Origin of the sequence: Streptomyces sp. NPDC060028 (assembly GCF_042736725.1) — a bacterium.
In the GTDB taxonomy this organism is placed as follows: Bacteria; Actinomycetota; Actinomycetes; order Streptomycetales; family Streptomycetaceae; genus Streptomyces.
On the sequence record NZ_JBHWVJ010000001.1, the window covers coordinates 83890 to 103785 of the forward strand.

Genomic DNA, 19896 nt, shown 5'->3' on the forward strand with positions numbered 1-19896 from the left:
CGCTCAGGCCGGACGGGTTCTCCTTCCACCGCCGAACGTGCGGGGTGTGATGCGGCGGCTGACCTGGGAACTTTCCGTCCGCCGCCGTCCCGCCGAGACCGTCCTAGCCCCGGGAGGCGTACGCCCGCACGTCCGCGTCCGGGTCGGCGGTGGCCGTGTCGAGGGCCGCGGCGGCCGCCGGGGTGGTGCGGTGGGCCAGCAGGGCGAGGACCGCGGCCTTGCGGACGTCCGCGTTGGCATCGGCCAGGGCCGCCGCCAACGGGCCGACCGCCGCCTGCGGTCCGGCCGCCGCGAGGGCCGCCGCGGCTCCCGCCCGTACCTGCCAGGCCGGGTCCGCCAGCGCGGCCACCGCGATGCCCGCGTACGGGGCCGGGCAGCCGGTCGACGCCAGCGCCGCCAGGGCCGCGCCCCGTACCAGCGGGTCGGGGTCCGACAGCAGCGGGTCCAGCGGGTCGGGCGCGGCCCCGCGTACGGAGGCCAGGCCCTTGGCCACCGCCACCCGGACCTCGCGGGCCGGATCCCCGGCGGCCCGCGCCAGCTCCGCGGTCGCGTCCACCGAGACCAGCGCCCGTACCGCGTGGATGCGGACCTCCACGTCGGCGTCCGCGAGGGAGCGCGCGTACCGCTCCGCGTCGCCCAGCCGCAGGGCCCGCAGGGCCTCCAGCGCGGCCGAGCGCACGGCGGGGTCGGCGACGGCCAGGGCCGCGTGCAGGGCGGTGGCGAGCTCCGGGTCCGCGGGGAGCACCTCCAGCAGCTCGCGCAGGGCGGCCGCCGCCGCGGCGCGCACGGCCGGTGCCGCGTCGGCCAGCCGGGCGGCCAGCGCCGGGCCCGCGCCCTCCGGGACGCTCTCGCCGATCGCGGCCACGGCGGCGGCCCGTACCGAGGCGTCGGGGTCTTCGAGGTAGGCCCGCAGGGCGTCCAGGTCGGGGGACTCCTCCGCCAGGGCGAGGAGTTCCAGGATCCGCGGCGAGGAGGGCGCGCCGCCTGATCCGCCGACGCCCCCGGCGGCCCGCGCCGCCGGTCGCGCCGCCGGGGCGGCCTCGCGGGGTCCGGCCGTCGCCACGGGCAGCAGGGCCACCTCGCCGAGGTGCCGGGAGGGGCCGCCGGTCGGGGTGAACTCCGGGACGGGCACGAGGTACGGCTCCACCGGGCGGGCCGTGAACTCCATCGCCCCGGAAGCCGACTTGCGCAGGTCCAGGTGGTGCAGCCAGCCCGCGTCGTCCCGCTTCGGATGGTCGAGGCGCTCGTGGTAGAGCCCCCACCGCGACTCCGTGCGCGCCAGGGAGGACCGGGCCGCCATCTCCGCGCAGTCCCGGATGAAGGACACCTCGGCGCAGCGCATCAGCTCGTGCGGGGTGGTGGCCCCCATCTGCGCGATCTCGCCGGTCATCCGGTCGAAGGCCGCCACGGCCAGCGACAGTTTAGCGCCCGTCTTGGGCGGGGCCACGTAGTCGTTCACGAAGCGCCGCAGCTTGTACTCCACCTGCGGCTGCGGCGGACCTTCGGGGTGGCGCAGCGGCCGGTAGATCAGCTCGTGCGCCGCCGCCAGCTGGTCCGCCGGCAGGGCGCCCTCGTGCGGGCGGTACTGGGCGGCGTCCTCGCCCGCCAGGTCCCCGAAGACGAAGGCCCCGATCATGTAGTTGTGCGGTACGGAGGCCAGGTCCCCGGCCGCGTACAGGCGCGGCACGGTGGTGCGGGCCCGCTCGTCCACCCGTACGCCGGAGGCCGAGTGGCCGCCGCACAGCCCGATCTCCGAGATGTGCATCTCGACGTCGTGCGTGCGGTAGTCGTGGCCGCGGCCCGCGTGGAAGGTGCCGCGGGTGGGGCGTTCGGTGGTGTGCAGGATCGATTCGAGCGAGGCCACCGACTCCTCCGGCAGGTGGCTGAGCTTGAGGTACACCGGCCCCCGGTCCGAGTCGAGTTCGGCCGCGAACTCGGCCATCATCTGCCCGGACCAGTAGTCGGAGTCCACGAAGCGCTCGCCGTGCCGGTTGACCTGGTAGCCGCCGAAGGGGTTCGCTACGTACGCGCAGGCCGGGCCGTTGTAGTCCTTGATCAGCGGGTTGATCTGGAAGCATTCGATCCCGGTCAGCGCCGCGCCCGCGTGGTACGCCATCGCGTACCCGTCCCCGGCGTTGGTGGGGTTCTCGTACGTCCCGTACAGGTATCCGGAAGCCGGCAGTCCGAGCCGTCCGCACGGGCCCGTCGCCAGGATCACGGCCCCCGCCCGGACCGTCACGAAGGCGCCGGTACGGGTGTTGAAGGCGGCCGCGCCGATCGCCCGGCCGTCCTCGGGCGAGGTGAGGACCCGGACGGGCATCACCCGGTTCTCGATGCGGATCAGCTCGCGCATCTCGCGGCGGCGCAGCTGCCGGTAGAGGACCTTCTTGACGTCCTTGCCCTCGGGCATGGGCAGCACGTACGAGCCCGAGCGGTGGACCTGGCGCACCGCGTACTCACCGTGCTCGTCCTTCTCGAACTTCACCCCGTACGACTCCAGTCGCCGCACCATCGCGAAGCCGCGGGTGGCGGTCTGGCGGACGGTGGACTGGTCGACGATGCCGTCATTGGCGCGGGTGATCTCGGCGACGTAGTCGTCCGGTTCGGCGCGGCCGGGTACGACGGCGTTGTTGACCCCGTCCATGCCCATGGCGAGGGCGCCGGAGTGCCGTACGTGCGCCTTCTCCAGGAGCAGCACCCGGGCGCCGCGCTCGGCCGCGGTCAGCGCCGCCATCGTGCCGGCGGTGCCGCCGCCGATGACGAGGACGTCGCAGGAGATTTCCTCGGCTTCGTCGAGGGCGGGGATGTCCATGGTGCGGCCCTTCAGAGTGAGTTGATGATCTGTTGCCGGAGACCGGCGGGTACGGCGGCGCGGTCGCGCGGGTGCGGTACGGGCACCACCTCGCCGGCGGCGAGCAGCGCGACGCGGTCGCCGAGGAACAGGGCCTCGTCGACGTCGTGGGTGACGAAGACGACCGTCGCTCCGGTGCCGGCGAGCACCTCCACGAGGAGGTCCTGCATCTCGGCGCGGGTCTGGGCGTCCAGCGCGCCGAAGGGCTCGTCCATCAGGACGGCGCGGGGGCGTGCGGCGAGGGCGCGGGCCAGTTGCACGCGCTGGCGCTGTCCGCCGCTGAGCTGGTGCGGGAGCCGGCCGGCGTGCGAGGCGAGCCCGACCCGCTCCAGCCACTGCCCGGCGGCGCGCCGCCGCTCGGCACGGGGCAGCCGCCCGCCGCCGATCGCGAGCGGGAGTTCGACGTTGGCCCGGACCGTGCGCCAGGGGAGCAGGGCGTCGTCCTGGAAGACGAGCGCCCGGTCGGCGCCCGGTCCGGTGACCGGGGCGCCGTCCTGCTCCACCACCCCGCCGAGCGGCGCCAGCAGCCCGGCCAGTGTGCGCAGCAGCGTGGACTTCCCGCAGCCGGACGGGCCCACGACGGCCAGCACCTCGCCGGGCTCGACGGTGAGGTCGATCCCGTCGAGGACCGCGCCGCCGCGGTGGCCGAGCCGGGCACCGCGCAGGGCGAGGCGGGCCCCGCGGGCCTCGGCGGCGGTCCGGGTGCCGCTCTGGGTGTCGGTCAGGCTCACGGGGCCACCTCTCGGGTACGGGTCTGCGGACCGTCCGGCGCGGGCTCGCCGCCCGGTACGGGCGCCCGGGCGGGCCACCGGGCGGCCGACCGGGGACCGGGCGCCGCCACCCTGGGGCCGCGCACCGGCCGGGCCGGCGGGGCCGCGGCTCCGCGGGACGGGAGCCAGCGCGTCAGGCGGCGGCCCGCGCGCTCCACCGCGGTGGACGTCAGCCAGCCCAGTGCGCCGATGGTGGCCATGCCGACGAACACGGCGGGGTAGTCCACCACCGTGTAGTCCTGCCAGGTCCGGTAGCCGACGCCGTACTCCCCGGAGATCATCTCGGCCGAGATCACGCAGATCCAGGCCACCCCGATGCCGACGGACAGTCCCCCGAAGATGCCGGGCAGGGCCCCGGGCAGGACCACGGAGAACAGGATCCGCGTCCGCCCGCCGCCCATCGTCAGGACCGCCTCCTCCCACACCGGCGTCAGCGCCCGCACCGCGTGCCGCGTCGAGACCAGCACCGGGAAGAAGGCGGCGGTGCAGGTGATGAACACGATCCCCTGCTCGTTGGACGGGAACAGCAGGATCGCCACCGGGACCAGCGCGATGGCCGGGATCGGACGCAGCACCTCCAGCAGCGGGCCCAGCAGGTCGTCCGCGATCCGGGACCGGGCCACCGTCGTGCCCACGGCCACGCCGAGGACGGCCGCGAGTGCGAAGCCCGCCACGATCCGGCGCAGGCTGAAGGCCAGGTCCTGCCAGTAGGGCCCGGTGCCGGCCCGCTCGGCGAACTTCGCCGCCACCTCGCCCACCGTCGGAAACTGCTCGAAGCGCAGCCACAGGTTCACGTCCAGCGAGGTCAGCGCCTGCCACAGCAGGAGCGCCGCGCCGAGCGAAGCCGCCCGCAGCAGCCAGCGGCCGGCCGTCACGGCACCAGCGCTCCGGCCTCGGCGAAGCTCACGATGCGCGCCCCGCTGTCCTGGTGCTGGCCGACGTACGCCTTGGCGCCCGCGGGGGTGACGAAGGCGCGCAGCTCGGCGCCCTCGGCCACCCAGACGGCCTTGTCCGCGAACCAGAGGGTCCCGGTCACCGCGTCCGGCACGTAGGCGGCGCGGACGTCCGCGCCCCGGGCGGCCTTGAGGAGCTCGCGCGGGGAGTCGAAGCTCTGCGTGCGGCTCTGGCCGCGCAGCCACAGCTCGGCGCGGGGCGCGGCGGCCTTCGGGTACTCGGGCGCGCCGGCCGACGCCCGCTTCAGGGGTTCGGGGTCCACGAAGGCGTCCACGTCCACGTCCCCGACGAGCTTCGCGTCCTTCAGCACCGGCACGTCCTGCTTCAGCGCGTCGATCAGCTCGGGCCGCAGCGCCGGGTCGAAGGTCGCGATGCCGTTCGCGCCGTTGTACAGGTACACCACCTCGGCCGGCAGCCCCGTCTCCTTGGCGACGGACTCGGCCGCGGCGACCGGCTCGGTGCGCAGGTGGTCGGTGGCCTTGCGCTGCGCCCGCAGGAAGTCCTCCAGTACGCCGGGCCGTTCGCGCCCGAACTTCTCCCGGACCGTGACCCCGTGGAAGGTCGGCAGGTTCAGCTCGGCGCCGTCGTACAGGGCCTTGGCCCGTCCCTCGTAGGCGAGTTGGCCCGGCCATGCCACGAACTGCGACAGCGCGTCGGCGCTGCCCGCCTGGAGGGCCGAAGCGCCGACGCTGGGCTGCTGGTTGAGCTTCTGGATGCCCGACCCGGGGTCGATGCCGGCGCGCTGCAGGGCCCGTACGAGGGTGCCGTCCGCGGCGGAGCCGACCGAGGTGGAGACCTTCTTGCCGCGCAGGTCGGCGAGGGACTCCAGCTTCGAGTCGGGCGCGGTGACCACGGTGTTGAGGCCGCCGCGCAGGTTGTAGCCGGTCACGGCGACGAGGCGGGTGGGCTGTTTCAGTTCCTTGCCGCGCGCCGCGTTGATCAGCAGCGGGAAGTCGCCCATCGAGCCGATGTCGATCTTCCCGGCGGTCATCTGGGCGGTGATCGGGGCGCCGGTGGCGTAGTCCTGCCAGTCGACCTTGTAGGTGATCCCGTCCTGCTTGCCGCGCGCCGCGAGCTCCTGTTCGAAGTATCCGAGGGAGCGCAGCAGCGTGCCTGCGGTGACGGTGTTGATGGTCTTGGACTGGTAGCCGACGGTCACGGTGACCGTCTTGGGCCCCGGGGCCCCGGACGCGTCGCCGCCACACGCGGTGGCCAGCGGGGCGAGGAGCAGGGCGAGGGCGGGTGCGACTGCCTTGGTACGCGTACGCATGGGGATCGGGCCTTTCACCGGAGCAGGTAGGGCAAGTTGACGGTCACCGCGCCGGTGGGACAGCGGGCGGCGCACGGGCCGCAGTACCAGCACTCGTCCACGTGCATGTACGCCTTGCCGTTGTCCTCGCGGATCGCGAGCGAGTCGAGCGGACACATGTCGACGCAGAGGGTGCAGCCCTCGATGCACAGGGACTCGTCGATGGTCACGGGCACGTCGCCGCGCTGGGGGACCACAGGCATGGCTGTCTCCAGGAAAGGGGTGAGCAGGGGCTCAGAGGGAGCGGCGCAACAGGCCGCTCATGGTGATCCGGTCGCCGCGGAAGCGGATGAACTCCAGGTCCACGGGCCGGCCGTCGCCCAGGTGGGTGAGGCGCTCCAGCATCAGTACGGCGGCCCCGCGCGGGGCCTGCAGGACGGTGGCGGAGTGCGCGTCGGCGTTGACGGCCTCGAGGGTGATCTCGGCGTGGCCGAGGGGCTGCCCGGTCAGGGATTCCAGCAGCCGGAAGACGTCGGTGTTCTCCAGGTCGCAGCCGAGCAGCTCGGCGCCGATGTCCAGGGGGATGTACGTGAGGTCGAGCGAGAGCGGCAGGCCGCCCAGGCGGCGCAGCCGTTCGATGTAGAGCACGTCGGCGTGCTCGGGCAGGCGCAGCCGGGCCGCCACGGGGGCCGGTGCGCGGACGGGGCCGACCGTGCGGACCTCGTTGGTCACCCGGCCGTGCTCGTGGAGGGTTTCGGCCAGGCCCTGGAGGCGGTCCAGGCCGTGCGGGAACTTCTCGCAGACGACGACGGTGCCCACGCCCGGCCGGCGTTCGACGAGTCGCTCGCCGCGCAGCAGGTCGAGGGCCTGGCGGACGGTGTTGCGGCCGGCGCCGTAGTCGGCGGCGAGGGTGTCCTCCAGGGGCAGGACCCCACCGGGGTAGCCGCCCGCCAGGATCTGGTGGCGCAGCAGGTCGGCGAGCTGCCGTGCCTGGTCCGCGCGCAGCCGCCGCCGGCGCGCGGCGGCGACCGGGACGGTGTGCGTGGCGGTGCGTTCGGCTGGCATGGCACGGAACATACCGAGGGGGCGGCGTCGGTGGTGTTGCCGCAGTGTTGCGCCACCGGGCGGCTCATCCGCAGGGCTGTGACCTGCGGTTTCGGCGGGGTGGTGACAAGTTCCGCCACCCCGCCGGGACCGGCTGTCCCGAAGGGCGGACTAGCGGGTGCCCACGATGCGGCCGGTGACCTCGCCGAGGCCGACGCGGGTGCCCGCGGCGCCCGGGGCCCAGGCGGTGAGGGTGACGGTGTCCCCGTCCTCCAGGAAGGTGCGCTTGCCGTCGGCGAGTTCGATGGCGTCGCGGCCGTTCCAGGTGAGCTCCAGCAGCGAGCCGCGCTGGTCGGCGTCCGGGCCGCTGACGGTGCCGGAGCCGTAGACGTCGCCGGTGCGCAGGGAGGCGCCGTTGACGGTCATGTGGGCGAGCTGCTGGGCGGCGGTCCAGTACATCGACGCGAACGGCGGGCGGGCCACCTCCTGCCCGTTGATCGAGACGGTGATGCGCAGGTCGAAGCCGCCGGGGCGGTCGGCGTCCGCGTCGTCCAGGTACGGCAGGAGCGGGAAGTCGCGGGCCGGCGGGGCGACCCGGGCGGCGTCCAGTGCCTCCAGGGGGGTGACCCAGGCGGAGACGGAGGTGGCGAAGGACTTGCCGAGGAAGGGGCCCAGCGGCACGTACTCCCAGGCCTGGATGTCGCGCGCGGACCAGTCGTTGAGCAGGAAGAGGCCGAAGACGTGGTCCTCGAACTCGCCCAGCGCCACCGGGCGGCCCAGCTCGGAGGGGGCGCCGACGACGAAGCCGACCTCGGCCTCGATGTCGAGCTTGACCGACGGGCCGAAGACGGGCGCCGGGTCGGTGGGGGCCTTGCGCTGGCCGCAGGGGCGTACGACGTCGGTGCCCGAGACCACGATCGTGCCGGCGCGGCCGTGGTAACCGATCGGCAGGTGCTTCCAGTTGGGCGTCAGCGCGTCGCCGTCCGGGCGGAAGATCCGGCCGACGTTGGTGGCGTGGTTCTCGCTCGCGTAGAAGTCGACGTAGTCGGCGACCTCGTACGGCAGGTGCAGCTCGACCTCGTCCAGCGGCAGCAGGTGCGGCTCCACGGCGGGCCGGTGGCCGGGGTCGGTGACCCAGGCGGTCAGCGCGCGGCGCACGTCGCGCCAGGCGGTGCGGCCGGCGGCGAGCAGCGGGTTGAGGGAGCCGTGGCCGAGCAGCGCGGCGTACGGGGAACCGAGCGCGGCCGCGGTCGCGCCGGCGTCGAGCACGTGTCCGCCGATCCGCACACCGATGCGGCGGCGGGCGTCCCCGCTGGTGGAGAAGACGCCGTACGGGAGGTTGTGCGGCCCGAACGGGTCGCCCTCGGGTACATCGAGGGGGCTCTGCTGGGGCATGGGGTGCGGCCTCGCTTTCGATGCGGTCCGGGGGTGGCCCGGAAGACACAGTGCGGCACACGCTACCCAGGTTCCCGGGCGAAAGCGCGGGCCCCCGGGCGGAGATGAAACACACCCGTGAGGTCGGGCCCGGCCAGATATGCCCAGTTCCGGTCATATCTGATCTTTTGGCATGTGCCGGCGAGGCGGGGTCCTATGGTCGGCTTCGGATCCAGGAGTGCATCAAGTGGTTGGTGAGGCATGCGTGAGGCCGGATTCGGGCCATATTTGTAGGACTTGTCCAAGAGGGTCCGTATCCTTGGCGCCGTGACTTCCGCCCTCCCCTATGACTTGATCGCCACTGACCTGGACGGGACTCTGCTGCGCGCCGGAGACACCGTCTCGGCCCGCTCCCACACGGCGCTCGCGACGGCCCGCGCGGCCGGCGCCCGGCACATCATCGTCACCGGCCGCCCGGTCCCGCAGGTCCGCCACGTCCTCGACGGCCTCGGCTACACCGGGCTCGCGGTGTGCGGACAGGGCGCGCAGGTGTACGACACGGCGCGCGGGCGCCTGCTGCACTCCGTGTCCCTGGACCGGGAGCTGGCGGACGTCGCGCTGGGGAAGATCGAGGCGGAGATCGGCGAGGTCTACGCGGCGGTCAACCAGGAGGGCGTGGACGCGGAGATGCTGATGGGGCCGGGCTACCGGATGTGGCACCCGCACCTGCCGACGGTCCGGGTGGCGCGACGGGCCGACCTGTGGGCGGCGCCGATCAACAAGGTCCTGCTCCAGCACCCCGAACTGGACGACGACGAACTGACCCGGGTCGCCCGGTCGGTCGTCGGTGACCTGGTGAACGTCACGATGGCGGGGGAGCACACGGTGGAACTCCAGCCGCCGGGCATCGACAAGGCGAGCGGGCTCGCGCGGGCCGCGGAGGTCCTGGGGGCGGCCGCCGCCTCGACCATCGCCTTCGGCGACATGCCGAACGACATCCCGATGTTCGCGTGGGCCGCGCACGGGGTGGCCATGGCCAACGCGCACCGCGAGCTGGTCGCGGTCGCGGACGAGGTCACGCTGTCGAACGAAGCCGACGGCATCGCGGTGGTGCTGGAGCGGTTGTTCGCGTAGCGGTGCGGGGGGCTGAAAGAACCGGCCCCGCCGGCGTTCGAGGCACGGGCCCCGGGGCGGAGCCCCGGGGCCGCCCGCCGGGGCGGTTCAGCCCGCCGCGCGCGGCAGCCGCCGCTCCCACGTGCGGTGGAAGACCACCTCGTCACCCTCCCGGCACACCACCTCGTTCGACGTGACGAAGCCGCCCTCGTCGCATGAGATCTCCGACCGCGTCTCGACCCGCACGTCCCAGCCCAGCTCCGGCCGGTGCAGCCGGATCCGCCAGTCCGACCGGGTCCGGGCCGACAGCGGGTCGGACTCCTGGATCTCGTAGACCTCCTCCGCGTCCTCGCTGTACTCCAGCCCGTCCGGGTACACCCGCGTGCCCCCGTACCGCGGGTCCACCTCCAGCCGCCGGCTCCCGCGCGCGACGTCCCGTACGACGAGCCGCTCCGGCCGCGGCTCGTCCAGCGTCGCCGGGTAGACCACCCCCAGCGGCTCCGACTGCTCCGGCGCCTCGAAGAGGACCTCCTCCTGGTACGCCGCGGGCGAGCCCGCATCCCGTACCGGGAGCTCCAGCGAGCTGCCCGCCGGCTCCAGGGTCCAGCCCGCCTCGGACCCGGCCCGCGGCCAGATCCACGGCCAGTACGCCGAGGAGAGGGCCAGCCGGATCCGGTGCCCCGGAGCGAACGCGTGGCCGATGCCGTTCAGTTCGAAGGTCACGTCCTCGTACGCGCCCGTCTGCCACGGCACCGCCTTGTCCCGCCCCTGCCGCGCGGAGAGGTTCAGCGCGCCCCGCGTGACCAGCGTCGAGGACCCGTCGGGCGCCACGTCGCACAGCCGCGCCACCACCTGGCCGTACGGGACGTCCAGCCGCAGGCGTACGGTGACCCGCGGCCGCCCGAGGATCTCCACCGGCGCCGTGCCCGGCCCGCCCCCGACGGGGAACTCGAAGCACGCCGACTTCGCGTCCTCCTCCCGCTGGTCCGGCGGCAGGTCCGCGTCGTTGCCGAAGGGGAAGAACCGGCCCGCGTCCAGCCCCGTGTGCTGCGGGGACGCCACGACCACCGGCGCGCCCTGGAGGGCGTACGAGACCGTCTCCACGGCCGGCGACGGCCACGCCGTGTCGCCCACCCAGCGGCCCGCGAGCTCCGGGTAGACGGTCGCCGGCGGATGGGACTCGCTGATCCAGGAGCGCAGCAGCGGCTCGTCCATCACCCCGTTGTCGGCGCCCTTGAGCCAGTGGTCCCACCAGCGCAGCGTCTCCTGGAGGAAGCCGATCGCCGGGCCCGGCGGGAGCCCGCGGTCCGGGTACTGGTGCGACCACGGCCCGATCAGCCCCCGTACCCGCCCGGCCGGCAGGTGCTCGACGAGCCGCAGCACGGTGTCCCGGTACGGGTCGTGCCAGCCGCCCACCGCGAGGACCGCCGCGCCGATCGCCGTGTAGTCCTCACAGACGCTGCCGTGGCGCCAGTACCCGTCCCGCGTCTGGTGCGAGAGCCAGGTGTGGACGAGGGGTTCGAGTGATTCCAGCCGGTCCAGCCACTGCCCCCGCCAGCCGTCGCCCACGAACAGCGGGTCCGGCGGGCGCGCGGCGAAGGCCAGCATGGTCGCCGCCCACGCGTGCATGTCCACGGCCAGCACCGAGCCGCCCATGTAGTGCACGTCGTTGTCGTACCGGTCGTCCGTGGAGCAGACGGTGACCACGGCCTTGAGCGGCTCGGGGGCGAGCGCCGCGATCTGGAGGCTGTTGAAACCGCCCCAGGAGATCCCGAACATCCCCACCGACCCCGTGCACCAGGGCTGGGCCGCCAGCCACTCCACCACCGCGACCCCGTCGGCGAGCTCCTGCGCGTCGTACTCGTCGCCCGGGAGCCCGCCGCTGCAGCCGTGGCCGCGCACGTCGACCCGTACGGAGGCGTAGCCGTGCCCCGCGTACCAGGGGTGGCGCTGCCAGTCGCGCGGCGCGGTCCAGTCGGTGAGCCGGTACGGGAGGTACTCCAGCAGCGCCGGTACGGGTTCGTCCGTCACCGGGCGCCAGATCCGGGCGTACAGCTCGACCCCGTCGCGGAGCCGGATCCGGACGTCCTCGTGGGTGGTCTCGTACGGGAAATCGGTACGGATGATCATCGGTGTTCAGCCACCAATCGCCTCGGCCGCAGCCTCAGTGGACGGGGTACATCGTGCGCCGCAGCCACGGCGCCAAGGCGATCACGGCCAGGCCGACCACGACCGCGATGGAGCCGTTGACGCCGAAGTAGACGGGGTTGGAGACCTCGCCGTAGAGCTTGACGACCTGCGCCTGGATGCCGTTGGCGAGCGCCAGCGACAGGAACCACAGGGCCATGGTCTGACTGGTGAAGGCCTTGGGGGCGAGTTTGGTGGTGGCCGACATGCCGGAGGTCTGCAGCAGGACGTCGCCGAGTCCGAGCAGCAGGTACGAGCCGACGATCCACCAGGCGGCCATCCGGTAGGTGTCCCCGCCGTGGCCCGAGGTCGGGATGACCATCAGCAGGAAGGACAGGCCGCCCAGGACCACACCGATGGCGATCTTGTTCGAGACGTGCGGCTGGCGGCGGCCCATCCGGACCCAGAGCGCGGCCACGACCGGGGCGAGCGCCACCTCGAAGGCGCCGAGCGCCGAGGCGTACCAGCCGACCGGGAAGTGGAAGCCCAGGATCTCGGTCCGGGCGTTCGTCGACGCGAGCAGCATCATCGTCGAGTACGCCTGGAAGAGGATGAAGTTGAAGGCGACCGAGGCCAGGAAGAGGACGACGTACGGGCGCAGCCGCCCGCGCTCCTCGGCGCTGACTTGGGGGCTGCGGAACATGACGGCGAAGTAGACGACGGGTGCGATCACCGAGATCAGGGTGAGCAGGTCCACGAAGCGGCCCATGGTCAGCCAGCCCAGGCCGGCCAGCAGGGTGGCGAGCGCGGCGGCGGCGAGGAGCCCGCCGGCGATCTTCCAGACGGCGGCGCGCATCGCGTCGGGCGCGAGCGCGAACTCGGCGGAGTGCTTGCGTCCGGCCAGGTGGCGGCGTCCGACGACGTACTGGATCAGGCCCGCGGTCATGCCGATGGCGGCGGCGGAGAAGCCCCAGTGCCAGCCCTGGTGTTCGCCGAGCCAGCCGGTGACCAGCGGTCCGGCGAAGGCGCCGATGTTGATGGCCATGTAGTAGAGCGCGAAGCCGGCGTCGCGCCGGTCGTCGTCCGTCCGGTACAGCTTGCCGACCATGCTGGCCACGTTCGGCTTGAGCAGGCCGGTGCCCGCGCTGATCAGGCCGAGGCCCGCCCAGGTCATGGCGGCGCTGGGCACGGCCATGGCGTAGTGTCCGCAGGCGATCAGGATGCCGCCCCACAGGACGGCGCGGTACGAGCCGAGGATCCTGTCGGCGAGCCACCCGCCGGCGACGGAGACGAGGTAGACCATGGTCCCGTAGGCCGCCGAGACGGAGGCCGCGGTGCCCGGGTTCATCCCCAGGCCGCCATTGGCCACCGTGTCCGCGAAGTAGAGGACGAGGATGGCCTGCATGCCCAGGAACGAGAAGCGCTCCCAGACCTCCAGGCCGGACAGGGTGGCGAGGCCCCGGGGGTGTCCGAGGAAGGCGCGGTCGTCGCGGGCCGGCGGCTGGTCCGCCGCCGGGTCGCCAGGTTCCCCTAGGTCGGTCGCAATTCTGGACAAAACGTACTCTCCGGTTGTTTCGGCTCCTCACGAACATACCGGTGCGGAACGGGCAGTGTGTGTGCGGCGACCGGGCAGGCGCTCTGGGTGATCGAAAACAGACCGGATACGCTGGCTTGAGTGATGGCAGCGACACATCGACAATCCATGTGATCGTCAACGTGATCGTCAGCAGACAGGAGTACCCCTCGTGACCGTCGTCGGGCCGTTCGGACTGAGCGTGCGGGACCAGGCTCTTGAGACCGATGTCCAGGCCGGACTGGCCGCCGTCGAGGCGGGTCTGCTGGAAGCCACCAAGAGCGAAGTCCCCTTCATCACCGAGGCCGCACAGCATTTGGTCCGGGCCGGCGGCAAGCGGTTCCGGCCGCTGCTCGTGATGCTCGCGTCGCGGTTCGGTGATCCGTACGCGCCCGGGATCGTGCCCTCCGCGGTGGTCGTGGAGCTCACCCATCTGGCGACGCTCTACCACGACGACGTCATGGACGAGGCGGACGTGCGCCGGGGCGTGGAGAGCGCCAATGCCCGCTGGGGCAACTCGGTGGCCGTCCTGACGGGTGACTTCCTGTTCGCCCGTGCCTCGCACATCCTTGCGGACCTCGGGCCCGAGGCCGTCCGGATCCAGGCCGAGGCCTTCGAGCGGCTGGTGACGGGCCAGATCCTGGAGACGGCCGGTCCCCGCGACGGCCGCGACCCGGTCGCGCACTACCTCGACGTCATCGCCGGCAAGACCGGCTCGCTGATCGCCGTCTCCGGCCGGTTCGGCGCGCTGATGTCCGGCGCCGACGAGGCCGTGGTCGACATCCTGACCCAGTACGGCGAGCGGCTCGGCACCGCCTTCCAACTGGCCGACGACGTCCTCGACATCGCCTCCGACTCGCACGAGTCCGGCAAGACCCCGGGCACCGACCTGCGCGAGGGCATCCCGACGCTGCCCGTGCTGCGGCTGCGCGAGACGGCGGCCCGTGAGGGCAGGGCCGAGGACCTGGAGCTCGTACGGCTCCTGGACGGGGACCTGACGGACGACGTCCGGCACGCCGAGGCGCTGTCGCGGCTGCGGGTGCACCCCGCGCTGGAGCAGGCCCGCCAGGACACCATCCGCTACGCGCAGGAGGCGCGGGCCACGCTGGCACCGCTGCCGGAGTGCTTCGCGAAGTCGGCCCTGGAAGAGCTGTGCGACGCGGTGGTGCACCGCGCCGGGTAGGACCTCTGGCAGCGGAACGGGCCCTTCCGCCCCCGTCGACCCTTACGGGTCGGGGGAGAAGGGCCCTTTCCATGTCATCCCACGGTCGTACACGGAGTTGATGCCGGGGAGTGACGCCCCGAAGCCCCCGATTTGGTCAGATGGAGTCATCAACCCCACCGGATCGAGTGAGTGTGGCGCGACACCCGGGCCGCCACCGTGGACACAGAGGGCAGGGCACTGACATGGCAGCGAACGCGAAGACTTCCCGCAAGGCCGCACGGTACGCCGTACCGGTCGCGGTGTTCGGCGTAGCCGCAGGGGCCATCGCGATGGTTCCCGCCTTCGCGAACACCGGGGGCCCGGACCTGCCGGCGGTGACGGCCCAGCAGCTCATCGAGAAGGTCGCGGCCTCCGACGTCCAGCAGCTGTCCGGCAGCGCCAAGATCAGTACGGATCTGGGCCTGCCGAAACTGGCGACCGGCCTGCTCGGCGGCTCGGGCATCGCCGGGGGCTCGGCCGACCCCGAGGACAAGATCGCGCAGCTGGCGAACGGCACGCACACCTTCCGGGTGGCCGCCGACGGTCCGGACCGCCAGAAGCTCACGTTCCTGGACGGCAAGGACGAGTACAGCCTCATCCACAACGGCGACGACGTCTGGGGATACGACTCCAAGTCGAACGAGGTCTTCCACGAGAAGAACGCGGACGGCGTCAAGGGCGGCACCGAGCACAAGACGGCCGACCGGCTCGCCGCCTCGCCCCAGGAGATGGCCCAGGAGGTCCTGAAGGCCGCCGGGCCCACCACCGAGATCAGCGTCGGCGACACCGCGCAGGTGGCCGGACGAAACGCCTACCAGCTCGTGCTGAAGCCGAAGGCGAGCGGCTCCACGGTCGCCTCGGTCAAGATCGCCGTCGACGCCAAGAACGGCGTGCCGCTGCGCGTGCAGCTGCTGTCCACCGAGGGCGGCAAGCCGATCGTGGACGCCGGCTTCACGAAGGTGGACTTCGCCAAGCCGGCCGCCGACTCCTTCGCCTTCACCCCGCCCAAGGGTGCCAAGGTCAACGAGGGCGGCGCGGGCGGCCACGGCAAGGGTGAGCACGGCCTGGGGGCCCTGGACTCGATCCCGGGCCTGAGCGGTCTGACCGGCGGCGCGGGCGGCAAGGGCGAGACGAAGGTGCTCGGCGAGGGCTGGGCGAGCATCGCCCGTATCGAGACCGGGGCGCAGAAGAACCTCAAGGACCTCGAGAACGACAAGAACGCCCCGAAGGAGGCCAAGCAGTTCCTCGACGCCCTCGGGGACAAGGTCTCCGGGAAGTTCGGCGAGGGCCGGGTCTTCAAGACCCGCCTGGTCAACGCCCTGATCACCGACGACGGCAAGGTCTACGTCGGTGCGGTGACCAAGGACGCGCTGGTGAAGGCGGCCGACGCCAACAAGTAACGCCGGCAAGGAGCGCCGACGGGCGACGCGAAGCGCGCAAGGGTGGGCGGGGACTGTGTCCCTGCCCACCCTTGCGTCGTTCCCCTCCTGCGTACAGCGGCGCCGCTGTACCGTGAAAAGCATGTCGAGACACGTCACCATCCGCCTGGACGAAGAGTTCCACGAACGCCTGAAGGCGCGTGCGGCGGCGCTGGGGACGACGGTCACCGCGCTGATCACCGAAGTCACGGAACGCGAACTCGACGAGGACCGGAAGAGCTTCCTGTCCGGCATCGACGAATTCGCCGACCACTGGGGCTACTTCCAGGAGCGGTTCGGGAATTGAAGATCACCATGGAGTGGGCCTGGACCGCTCTGGCCCACCATCTGCCGTCGGATCCAGCCGTGTGGGACCCCTCCGGGGTGGCCGCCGCCGTCGCCCGGCACCAGAACGACCTCGTCCTGGTGCCCGAACAGCCCGCCCCGGACACCGCGTGGCGGGCCGCCGCGTTTTTGCACACCCTCGCGGTGTGCCCGGCGCTGGAGTCCCCGATGAACGAGTTCTACGCGGCCGCCGCGACCCGCTCGTACCTGCGCGTCGCCGGGGCGCAACAGCTGCCCACGCCGGAGGAGCTCGGCGATCTGGTGGAGGCCGCGAAGCTGGGACGGGCCGATGTCGCGGCGGTCGCCGAGGAGCTGCGGGCCCGTATGCGGGACCCGCAGCACGCCTCGCCGGCCTCGCCCGCGCCGCCGTCCTAGAAGGTGATCTTCCAGCTGTTGATGTAGCCGACGTCCTGTGCGGCCACGTCCTTGACCTGGAGCTTCCAGACGCCGTTGGCGACCTCGCTCGACGCGTTGACCGTGTACGAGGTCACCAGGTTGTCCGCGGAGTCCGAGCTGGAGTTCTTCAGCCGGTACGCCGTGCCGTCCGGGGCGATCAGGTCGATGACCAGGTCGCCGCGGTAGGTGTGGACGATGTTCACGTCGACCTTGGTGGTGGCCGGGGCGTTGCCCGTGACGCCGGAGACCGTGATCGGGGAGGTCACCGCGGCGGCGGGGGAGTCCGGGATGCTGACGTCCGCCGTGTTCTCGAAGGACGGGCCGGGCGGCACCGTGGTGGCCGCGCCCAGGGTCCAGATCGAGTACGCGATGGCGTCGGAATTGCGGTCCAGGGCGGTGTCGTTGATGTTCGCCGAGGTGTCGCAGGAGGCGTGGTAGCAGCGGTCGAACGCCTGGCCGGAGGTGCCGCCCCACTTCTGGGCCTGGGCCGCCGTCTTGGTGTAGTCGGCGCCGGAGAACAGGCCGCCCACCGGGATGCCCGCGTTCTTGAACGGGGCGTGGTCGGAGCGGCCGTCACCCTCGGTCTCGATCTCCGTCGGGACGCTGATCCCCGCGAAGAACGTCTTGAAGGTCTGCTCGATGGTCGGGTCGTCGTCGTAGACGAAGTAGCCCGGGTTCGGCGAGCCGATCATGTCGAAGTTCAGGTAGCCGGAGATCTTCGCCTTCTCGGCGGCCGGCAGGTTGCTGACGTAGTACTTCGACCCGACCATGCCGAGCTCCTCGGCGCCCCACCACCCGAAGCGCAGGTGCTTGGTGGGCTGCAGGCCCGATCGGGAGACCGCCAACGCGGTCTCCAGGATGCCGGCCGAGCCGGAGCCGTTGTCGTTGATGCCCGGGCCCGCGTTCACCGAGTCCAGGTGCGCGCCGGTCATCAGGACCGAGTTCGGGTCGCCGCCGGGCCAGTCGGCGATCAGGTTGTAGCCGGTCGCGCCGCTGGAGGTGAAGGTCTGCAGCGCGGTCGTGAAGCCGGCCGCGTCCAGCTTGGCCTTCACGTAGTCGATCGAGGCCTTGTAGCCGGGCTTGCCGTGGGCGCGGTTGCCGCCGTTGTTGGTGGCGATGCTCTGGAGCTGCGCCAGGTGCGCCTTGACGTTGGCGACGGGTATGTCGGGAGGGGTCGGCGCCGCGGTGACCGCCGCCGGGGCGGCGAGGGCGGCGGGGGAGGACGCGGCGAACAGGCCGGTGACCGCGATCGCGGCCACGGCGGCGAGACGCCGGGAGACGGACAGGCTCATGTGGGGGCTCCGGGATTCCGTACTGGGGATGTGAACGGAAACGTGCGGGGTATGGCGGGTGAGCATGCGTGCGTCAGTGCGAGCCTGATGTTCAACGAGAAGATGACTGTCAGTCAAGACCGCGATTCGGTCAGGTGAGTTCGGAAAACGGACGATCCCCGCTACCGGTGTTGCAAAGCGGGGATCGTGTGTGCGAGGGGTGTGCTGTTACGCGGGCTCGCGGGCCGGCGCCACCGCCGTGGCGGGCGCCGCGGCCGGCCGCGCTGCCCGGGACCGCCGCGCCGTGCGCAGCGCCTCCCAGGTGAGGATCGCCAGCGCCGCCCAGACCAGCGAGAAGCCGGCCCAGCGGGCGGGCGGCATGGCCTCGTGGAAGTACACGACGCCGAGCCCGAACTGGAACATCGGGGCCATGTACTGCAGCAGCCCCAGCGTGGACAGCGGGACCCGGATCGCGGCCGCCCCGAAGAGCACCAGCGGGATGGCGGTGATCAGGCCGGTCGCGGCGAGCAGCAGGGAGTGCCCGGTGCCCTGCGAGGCGAAGGTGGACTCGCCGCGCGCGGCCAGCCACACCAGATAGCCGAGGGCGGGCAGGAACAGCAGCACGGTTTCGGCGGTCAGGGACTCCAGCCCGCCGAGGTTGATCTTCTTCTTGAGCATCCCGTACAGCGCGAAGGTGCCGGCCAGGACCAGGGAGAGCCACGGCGGACGCCCGTACGCGAGGGCGAGGACCAGGACGGCGGCGAGGCCGATGCCCGCCGCCGCCCACTGGACGCGGCGCAGCCGCTCGCCGAACACGAGCACGCCGAGACCGATGCTGACCAGGGGGGTGATGAAGTAGCCGAGGCTCGCCTCGACGACGGCGCCGTTGTTGACGGCCCAGATGTACGTGCCCCAGTTCACGGCGATCAGCACGGACGCGAGCGCGGTCAGGGCGAGCTTGCGGGGCTGGCGCAGCAATTCGGCCATCCAGCTCCAGCGGCGCAGGACGAGCAGCGCCAGGCCGACCACGGCCACGGACCACACCATGCGGTGGGCGAGGATCTCGATGGCCCCGGAGGGTCTGAGCAGGGGCCAGAACAGGGGGACCAGCCCCCAGATTCCGTATGCGCCCAGTCCGTAGAGCAAACCCGTGCGCTGCTCGTTCTCTGCCTTCACGCGGGCCTCCACTACGACTTTGAGCCAACCTGACGACGGTAGCGCCGAACGGGCAGGAAGTCATGACTGTTTCAAGGAGATACTCATGACATCGAGTGGGGCCGGTCCCGCCGTGTGATCGACTACGAGGCGCCGAGCGCGGTGGTGATCGCCCGGGCCACCGGGGTCGTCGGGCGCCCGATCAGCCGGGCCAGGTCGCCGGTGGTGGACCCCAGCCGGCCGCGCCCGATGGCCGCGTCCACGTCCACGATGATCGCCGCGAAGGCCTCGGGGACCCCGGCGCCGGTCAGCACCTCCAGGTGCGCCTGCGGGGGCAGCTCGGTGTACGCCACCTCCTTGCCCGACTGCTCCGCGACCTCGGCCGCGTACTCCGCCAGGCTCCAGGCGGTGTCCCCGGAGAGCTCGTACACCCGGCCGAGGTGCCCCTCGCCGGTCAGCACCACGGCCGCGGCGGCCGCGTAGTCGGCGCGCGCCGCCGAGGCGACCCGGCCCTCGCCCGCGCTGCCCAGGACCGCCCCGTGCTCCAGGACGGTGGCGAGGTCGCGGGTGTAGTTCTCGTGGTACCAGCCGTTGCGCAGGAAGGTGTACGGGATCCCGGAGTCGAGGATCACCTGCTCGGTGGCCCGGTGCTCCGCGGCCAGGTCGAAGTCGGCCTCGGGGCCGCCGAGGATCCCGGTGTACGCGAGCTGCGCCACGCCCGCGGCGACCGCGGCCTCGACCACGGCGGTGTGCTGGGCCACGCGGCGCCCGATCTCGTTGCCGGAGATCAGCAGGACCCGGTCGCCGGACCGGAAGGCACCGGCCAGGCTCGCGGGGTCGCCGTAGTCGGCGACGCGCAGCTCGATGCCGCGCGCCGCGAGGTCGGCCGCCTTGTCGGCGTCGCGTACGACGACGGCGACGCGGTCGGCGGGGACACGCTCCAGCAGCTCTTCGACGACGAGGCGGCCGAGGGCTCCGGTGGCTGCGGTGACGACGATGCTCATGATGGCTCTCCTTGGTGGGATGCCACCACCTTACGGTAAGCGCTAACT

At 72.6% G+C, this 19896-nt stretch carries 17 protein-coding genes; 5 read left to right on the forward strand and 12 right to left on the reverse strand.

Features of this window, described 5'->3' with window-relative positions; all coding sequences use genetic code 11:
• Positions 1 to 103: 103 nt before the first annotated feature.
• From ACFWBF_RS00435 to fahA, 7 genes are all read right to left on the reverse strand, one after another.
• Positions 104 to 2812, reverse strand: a complete 2709-nt coding sequence (locus ACFWBF_RS00435) for a fumarate reductase/succinate dehydrogenase flavoprotein subunit (protein ID WP_385592816.1) — start codon at positions 2810 to 2812, stop codon at positions 104 to 106.
• Positions 2813 to 2823: 11 nt separating this feature from the next.
• Positions 2824 to 3582 carry an ABC transporter ATP-binding protein gene (locus tag ACFWBF_RS00440; protein WP_385592819.1) on the reverse strand — a complete coding sequence of 253 codons (759 nt, stop codon included), beginning with the start codon at positions 3580 to 3582 and terminating at the stop codon, positions 2824 to 2826.
• Positions 3579 to 4496: an ABC transporter permease subunit gene (locus tag ACFWBF_RS00445; protein WP_385592822.1), complete on the reverse strand. Its 918-nt coding sequence runs from the start codon at positions 4494 to 4496 to the stop codon at positions 3579 to 3581. Before ACFWBF_RS00445 ends, ACFWBF_RS00440 begins: the two co-directional genes overlap by 4 nt.
• Positions 4493 to 5845, reverse strand: coding sequence for an ABC transporter substrate-binding protein (locus tag ACFWBF_RS00450; protein ID WP_385592825.1), 1353 nt, complete (start codon positions 5843 to 5845; stop codon positions 4493 to 4495). Before ACFWBF_RS00450 ends, ACFWBF_RS00445 begins: the two co-directional genes overlap by 4 nt.
• 14 nt (positions 5846 to 5859) lie before the next feature.
• Positions 5860 to 6087: a ferredoxin family protein gene (locus ACFWBF_RS00455; protein WP_385592829.1), complete on the reverse strand. Its 228-nt coding sequence runs from the start codon at positions 6085 to 6087 to the stop codon at positions 5860 to 5862.
• A gap of 31 nt (positions 6088 to 6118) precedes the next feature.
• Positions 6119 to 6889, reverse strand: a complete 771-nt coding sequence (locus ACFWBF_RS00460) for a GntR family transcriptional regulator (protein ID WP_385592832.1) — start codon at positions 6887 to 6889, stop codon at positions 6119 to 6121.
• A gap of 150 nt (positions 6890 to 7039) precedes the next feature.
• On the reverse strand, positions 7040 to 8263 hold the full coding sequence (gene fahA, locus ACFWBF_RS00465) for a fumarylacetoacetase (protein WP_385592837.1): 1224 nt from the start codon (positions 8261 to 8263) through the stop codon (positions 7040 to 7042).
• Between the two features lie 306 nt (positions 8264 to 8569).
• Here fahA and ACFWBF_RS00470 point away from each other — a divergent pair, with 306 nt between their 5' ends.
• Positions 8570 to 9376 (forward strand): Cof-type HAD-IIB family hydrolase, encoded by an 807-nt coding sequence (locus ACFWBF_RS00470; RefSeq protein WP_385592842.1) that lies wholly within the window; start codon positions 8570 to 8572, stop codon positions 9374 to 9376.
• 87 nt (positions 9377 to 9463) lie between these two features.
• Here the strand turns inward: ACFWBF_RS00470 and ACFWBF_RS00475 are convergent, their stop codons facing one another.
• On the reverse strand, positions 9464 to 11485 hold the full coding sequence (locus ACFWBF_RS00475; protein ID WP_385592844.1) for a CocE/NonD family hydrolase: 2022 nt from the start codon (positions 11483 to 11485) through the stop codon (positions 9464 to 9466).
• Positions 11486 to 11519: 34 nt separating this feature from the next.
• Positions 11520 to 13037, reverse strand: a complete 1518-nt coding sequence (locus ACFWBF_RS00480; protein WP_385592847.1) for a peptide MFS transporter — start codon at positions 13035 to 13037, stop codon at positions 11520 to 11522.
• A gap of 190 nt (positions 13038 to 13227) precedes the next feature.
• Here ACFWBF_RS00480 and ACFWBF_RS00485 point away from each other — a divergent pair, with 190 nt between their 5' ends.
• The 4 genes from ACFWBF_RS00485 (at position 13228) to ACFWBF_RS00500 (ending at position 16397) form a co-directional block, all read left to right on the forward strand.
• On the forward strand, positions 13228 to 14238 hold the full coding sequence (locus tag ACFWBF_RS00485; protein WP_385592850.1) for a polyprenyl synthetase family protein: 1011 nt from the start codon (positions 13228 to 13230) through the stop codon (positions 14236 to 14238).
• Between the two features lie 224 nt (positions 14239 to 14462).
• Positions 14463 to 15659 (forward strand): outer membrane lipoprotein carrier protein LolA, encoded by a 1197-nt coding sequence (locus tag ACFWBF_RS00490; protein ID WP_385592852.1) that lies wholly within the window; start codon positions 14463 to 14465, stop codon positions 15657 to 15659.
• Positions 15660 to 15780: 121 nt separating this feature from the next.
• Entirely contained in the window at positions 15781 to 15984 is a 204-nt protein-coding gene (locus ACFWBF_RS00495; protein WP_251050317.1) for a hypothetical protein, read from the forward strand.
• Positions 15981 to 16397, forward strand: a complete 417-nt coding sequence (locus ACFWBF_RS00500) for a hypothetical protein (RefSeq protein ID WP_385592855.1) — start codon at positions 15981 to 15983, stop codon at positions 16395 to 16397. Before ACFWBF_RS00495 ends, ACFWBF_RS00500 begins: the two co-directional genes overlap by 4 nt.
• Here ACFWBF_RS00500 and ACFWBF_RS00505 read toward each other — a convergent pair.
• From ACFWBF_RS00505 to ACFWBF_RS00515, 3 genes are all read right to left on the reverse strand, one after another.
• Complete coding sequence (locus tag ACFWBF_RS00505) at positions 16394 to 17710, reverse strand: M28 family metallopeptidase (protein WP_385592857.1); 1317 nt, start codon at positions 17708 to 17710, stop codon at positions 16394 to 16396. The two genes, ACFWBF_RS00500 and ACFWBF_RS00505, sit on opposite strands and share 4 nt — an antisense overlap.
• Positions 17711 to 17917: 207 nt before the next feature.
• Positions 17918 to 18865, reverse strand: a complete 948-nt coding sequence (gene rarD, locus ACFWBF_RS00510; RefSeq protein ID WP_385592860.1) for an EamA family transporter RarD — start codon at positions 18863 to 18865, stop codon at positions 17918 to 17920.
• Between the two features lie 122 nt (positions 18866 to 18987).
• The gene (locus ACFWBF_RS00515; RefSeq protein WP_385592863.1) at positions 18988 to 19848 is read right to left on the reverse strand and encodes an NAD(P)H-binding protein; all 861 of its coding nucleotides are present in this window, start codon (positions 19846 to 19848) and stop codon (positions 18988 to 18990) included.
• Between the last annotated feature and the right edge of the window lie 48 nt (positions 19849 to 19896).

Excerpts from the sequence above, each read along its gene's own strand:
- ACFWBF_RS00435 (WP_385592816.1), bottom strand. The coding sequence starts at position 2,812 with ATGGACATCCCCGCCCTCGACGAAGCCGAGGAAATCTCCTGCGACGTC.
- ACFWBF_RS00450 (WP_385592825.1), bottom strand. The coding sequence starts at position 5,845 with ATGCGTACGCGTACCAAGGCAGTCGCACCCGCCCTCGCCCTGCTCCTC.
- ACFWBF_RS00455 (WP_385592829.1), bottom strand. The coding sequence starts at position 6,087 with ATGCCTGTGGTCCCCCAGCGCGGCGACGTGCCCGTGACCATCGACGAG.
- ACFWBF_RS00460 (WP_385592832.1), bottom strand. The coding sequence starts at position 6,889 with ATGCCAGCCGAACGCACCGCCACGCACACCGTCCCGGTCGCCGCCGCG.
- fahA (WP_385592837.1), bottom strand. The coding sequence starts at position 8,263 with ATGCCCCAGCAGAGCCCCCTCGATGTACCCGAGGGCGACCCGTTCGGG.
- ACFWBF_RS00475 (WP_385592844.1), bottom strand. The coding sequence starts at position 11,485 with ATGATCATCCGTACCGATTTCCCGTACGAGACCACCCACGAGGACGTC.
- ACFWBF_RS00490 (WP_385592852.1), top strand. The coding sequence starts at position 14,463 with ATGGCAGCGAACGCGAAGACTTCCCGCAAGGCCGCACGGTACGCCGTA.
- ACFWBF_RS00495 (WP_251050317.1), top strand. The coding sequence starts at position 15,781 with ATGTCGAGACACGTCACCATCCGCCTGGACGAAGAGTTCCACGAACGC.
- ACFWBF_RS00505 (WP_385592857.1), bottom strand. The coding sequence starts at position 17,710 with ATGAGCCTGTCCGTCTCCCGGCGTCTCGCCGCCGTGGCCGCGATCGCG.
- ACFWBF_RS00515 (WP_385592863.1), bottom strand. The coding sequence starts at position 19,848 with ATGAGCATCGTCGTCACCGCAGCCACCGGAGCCCTCGGCCGCCTCGTC.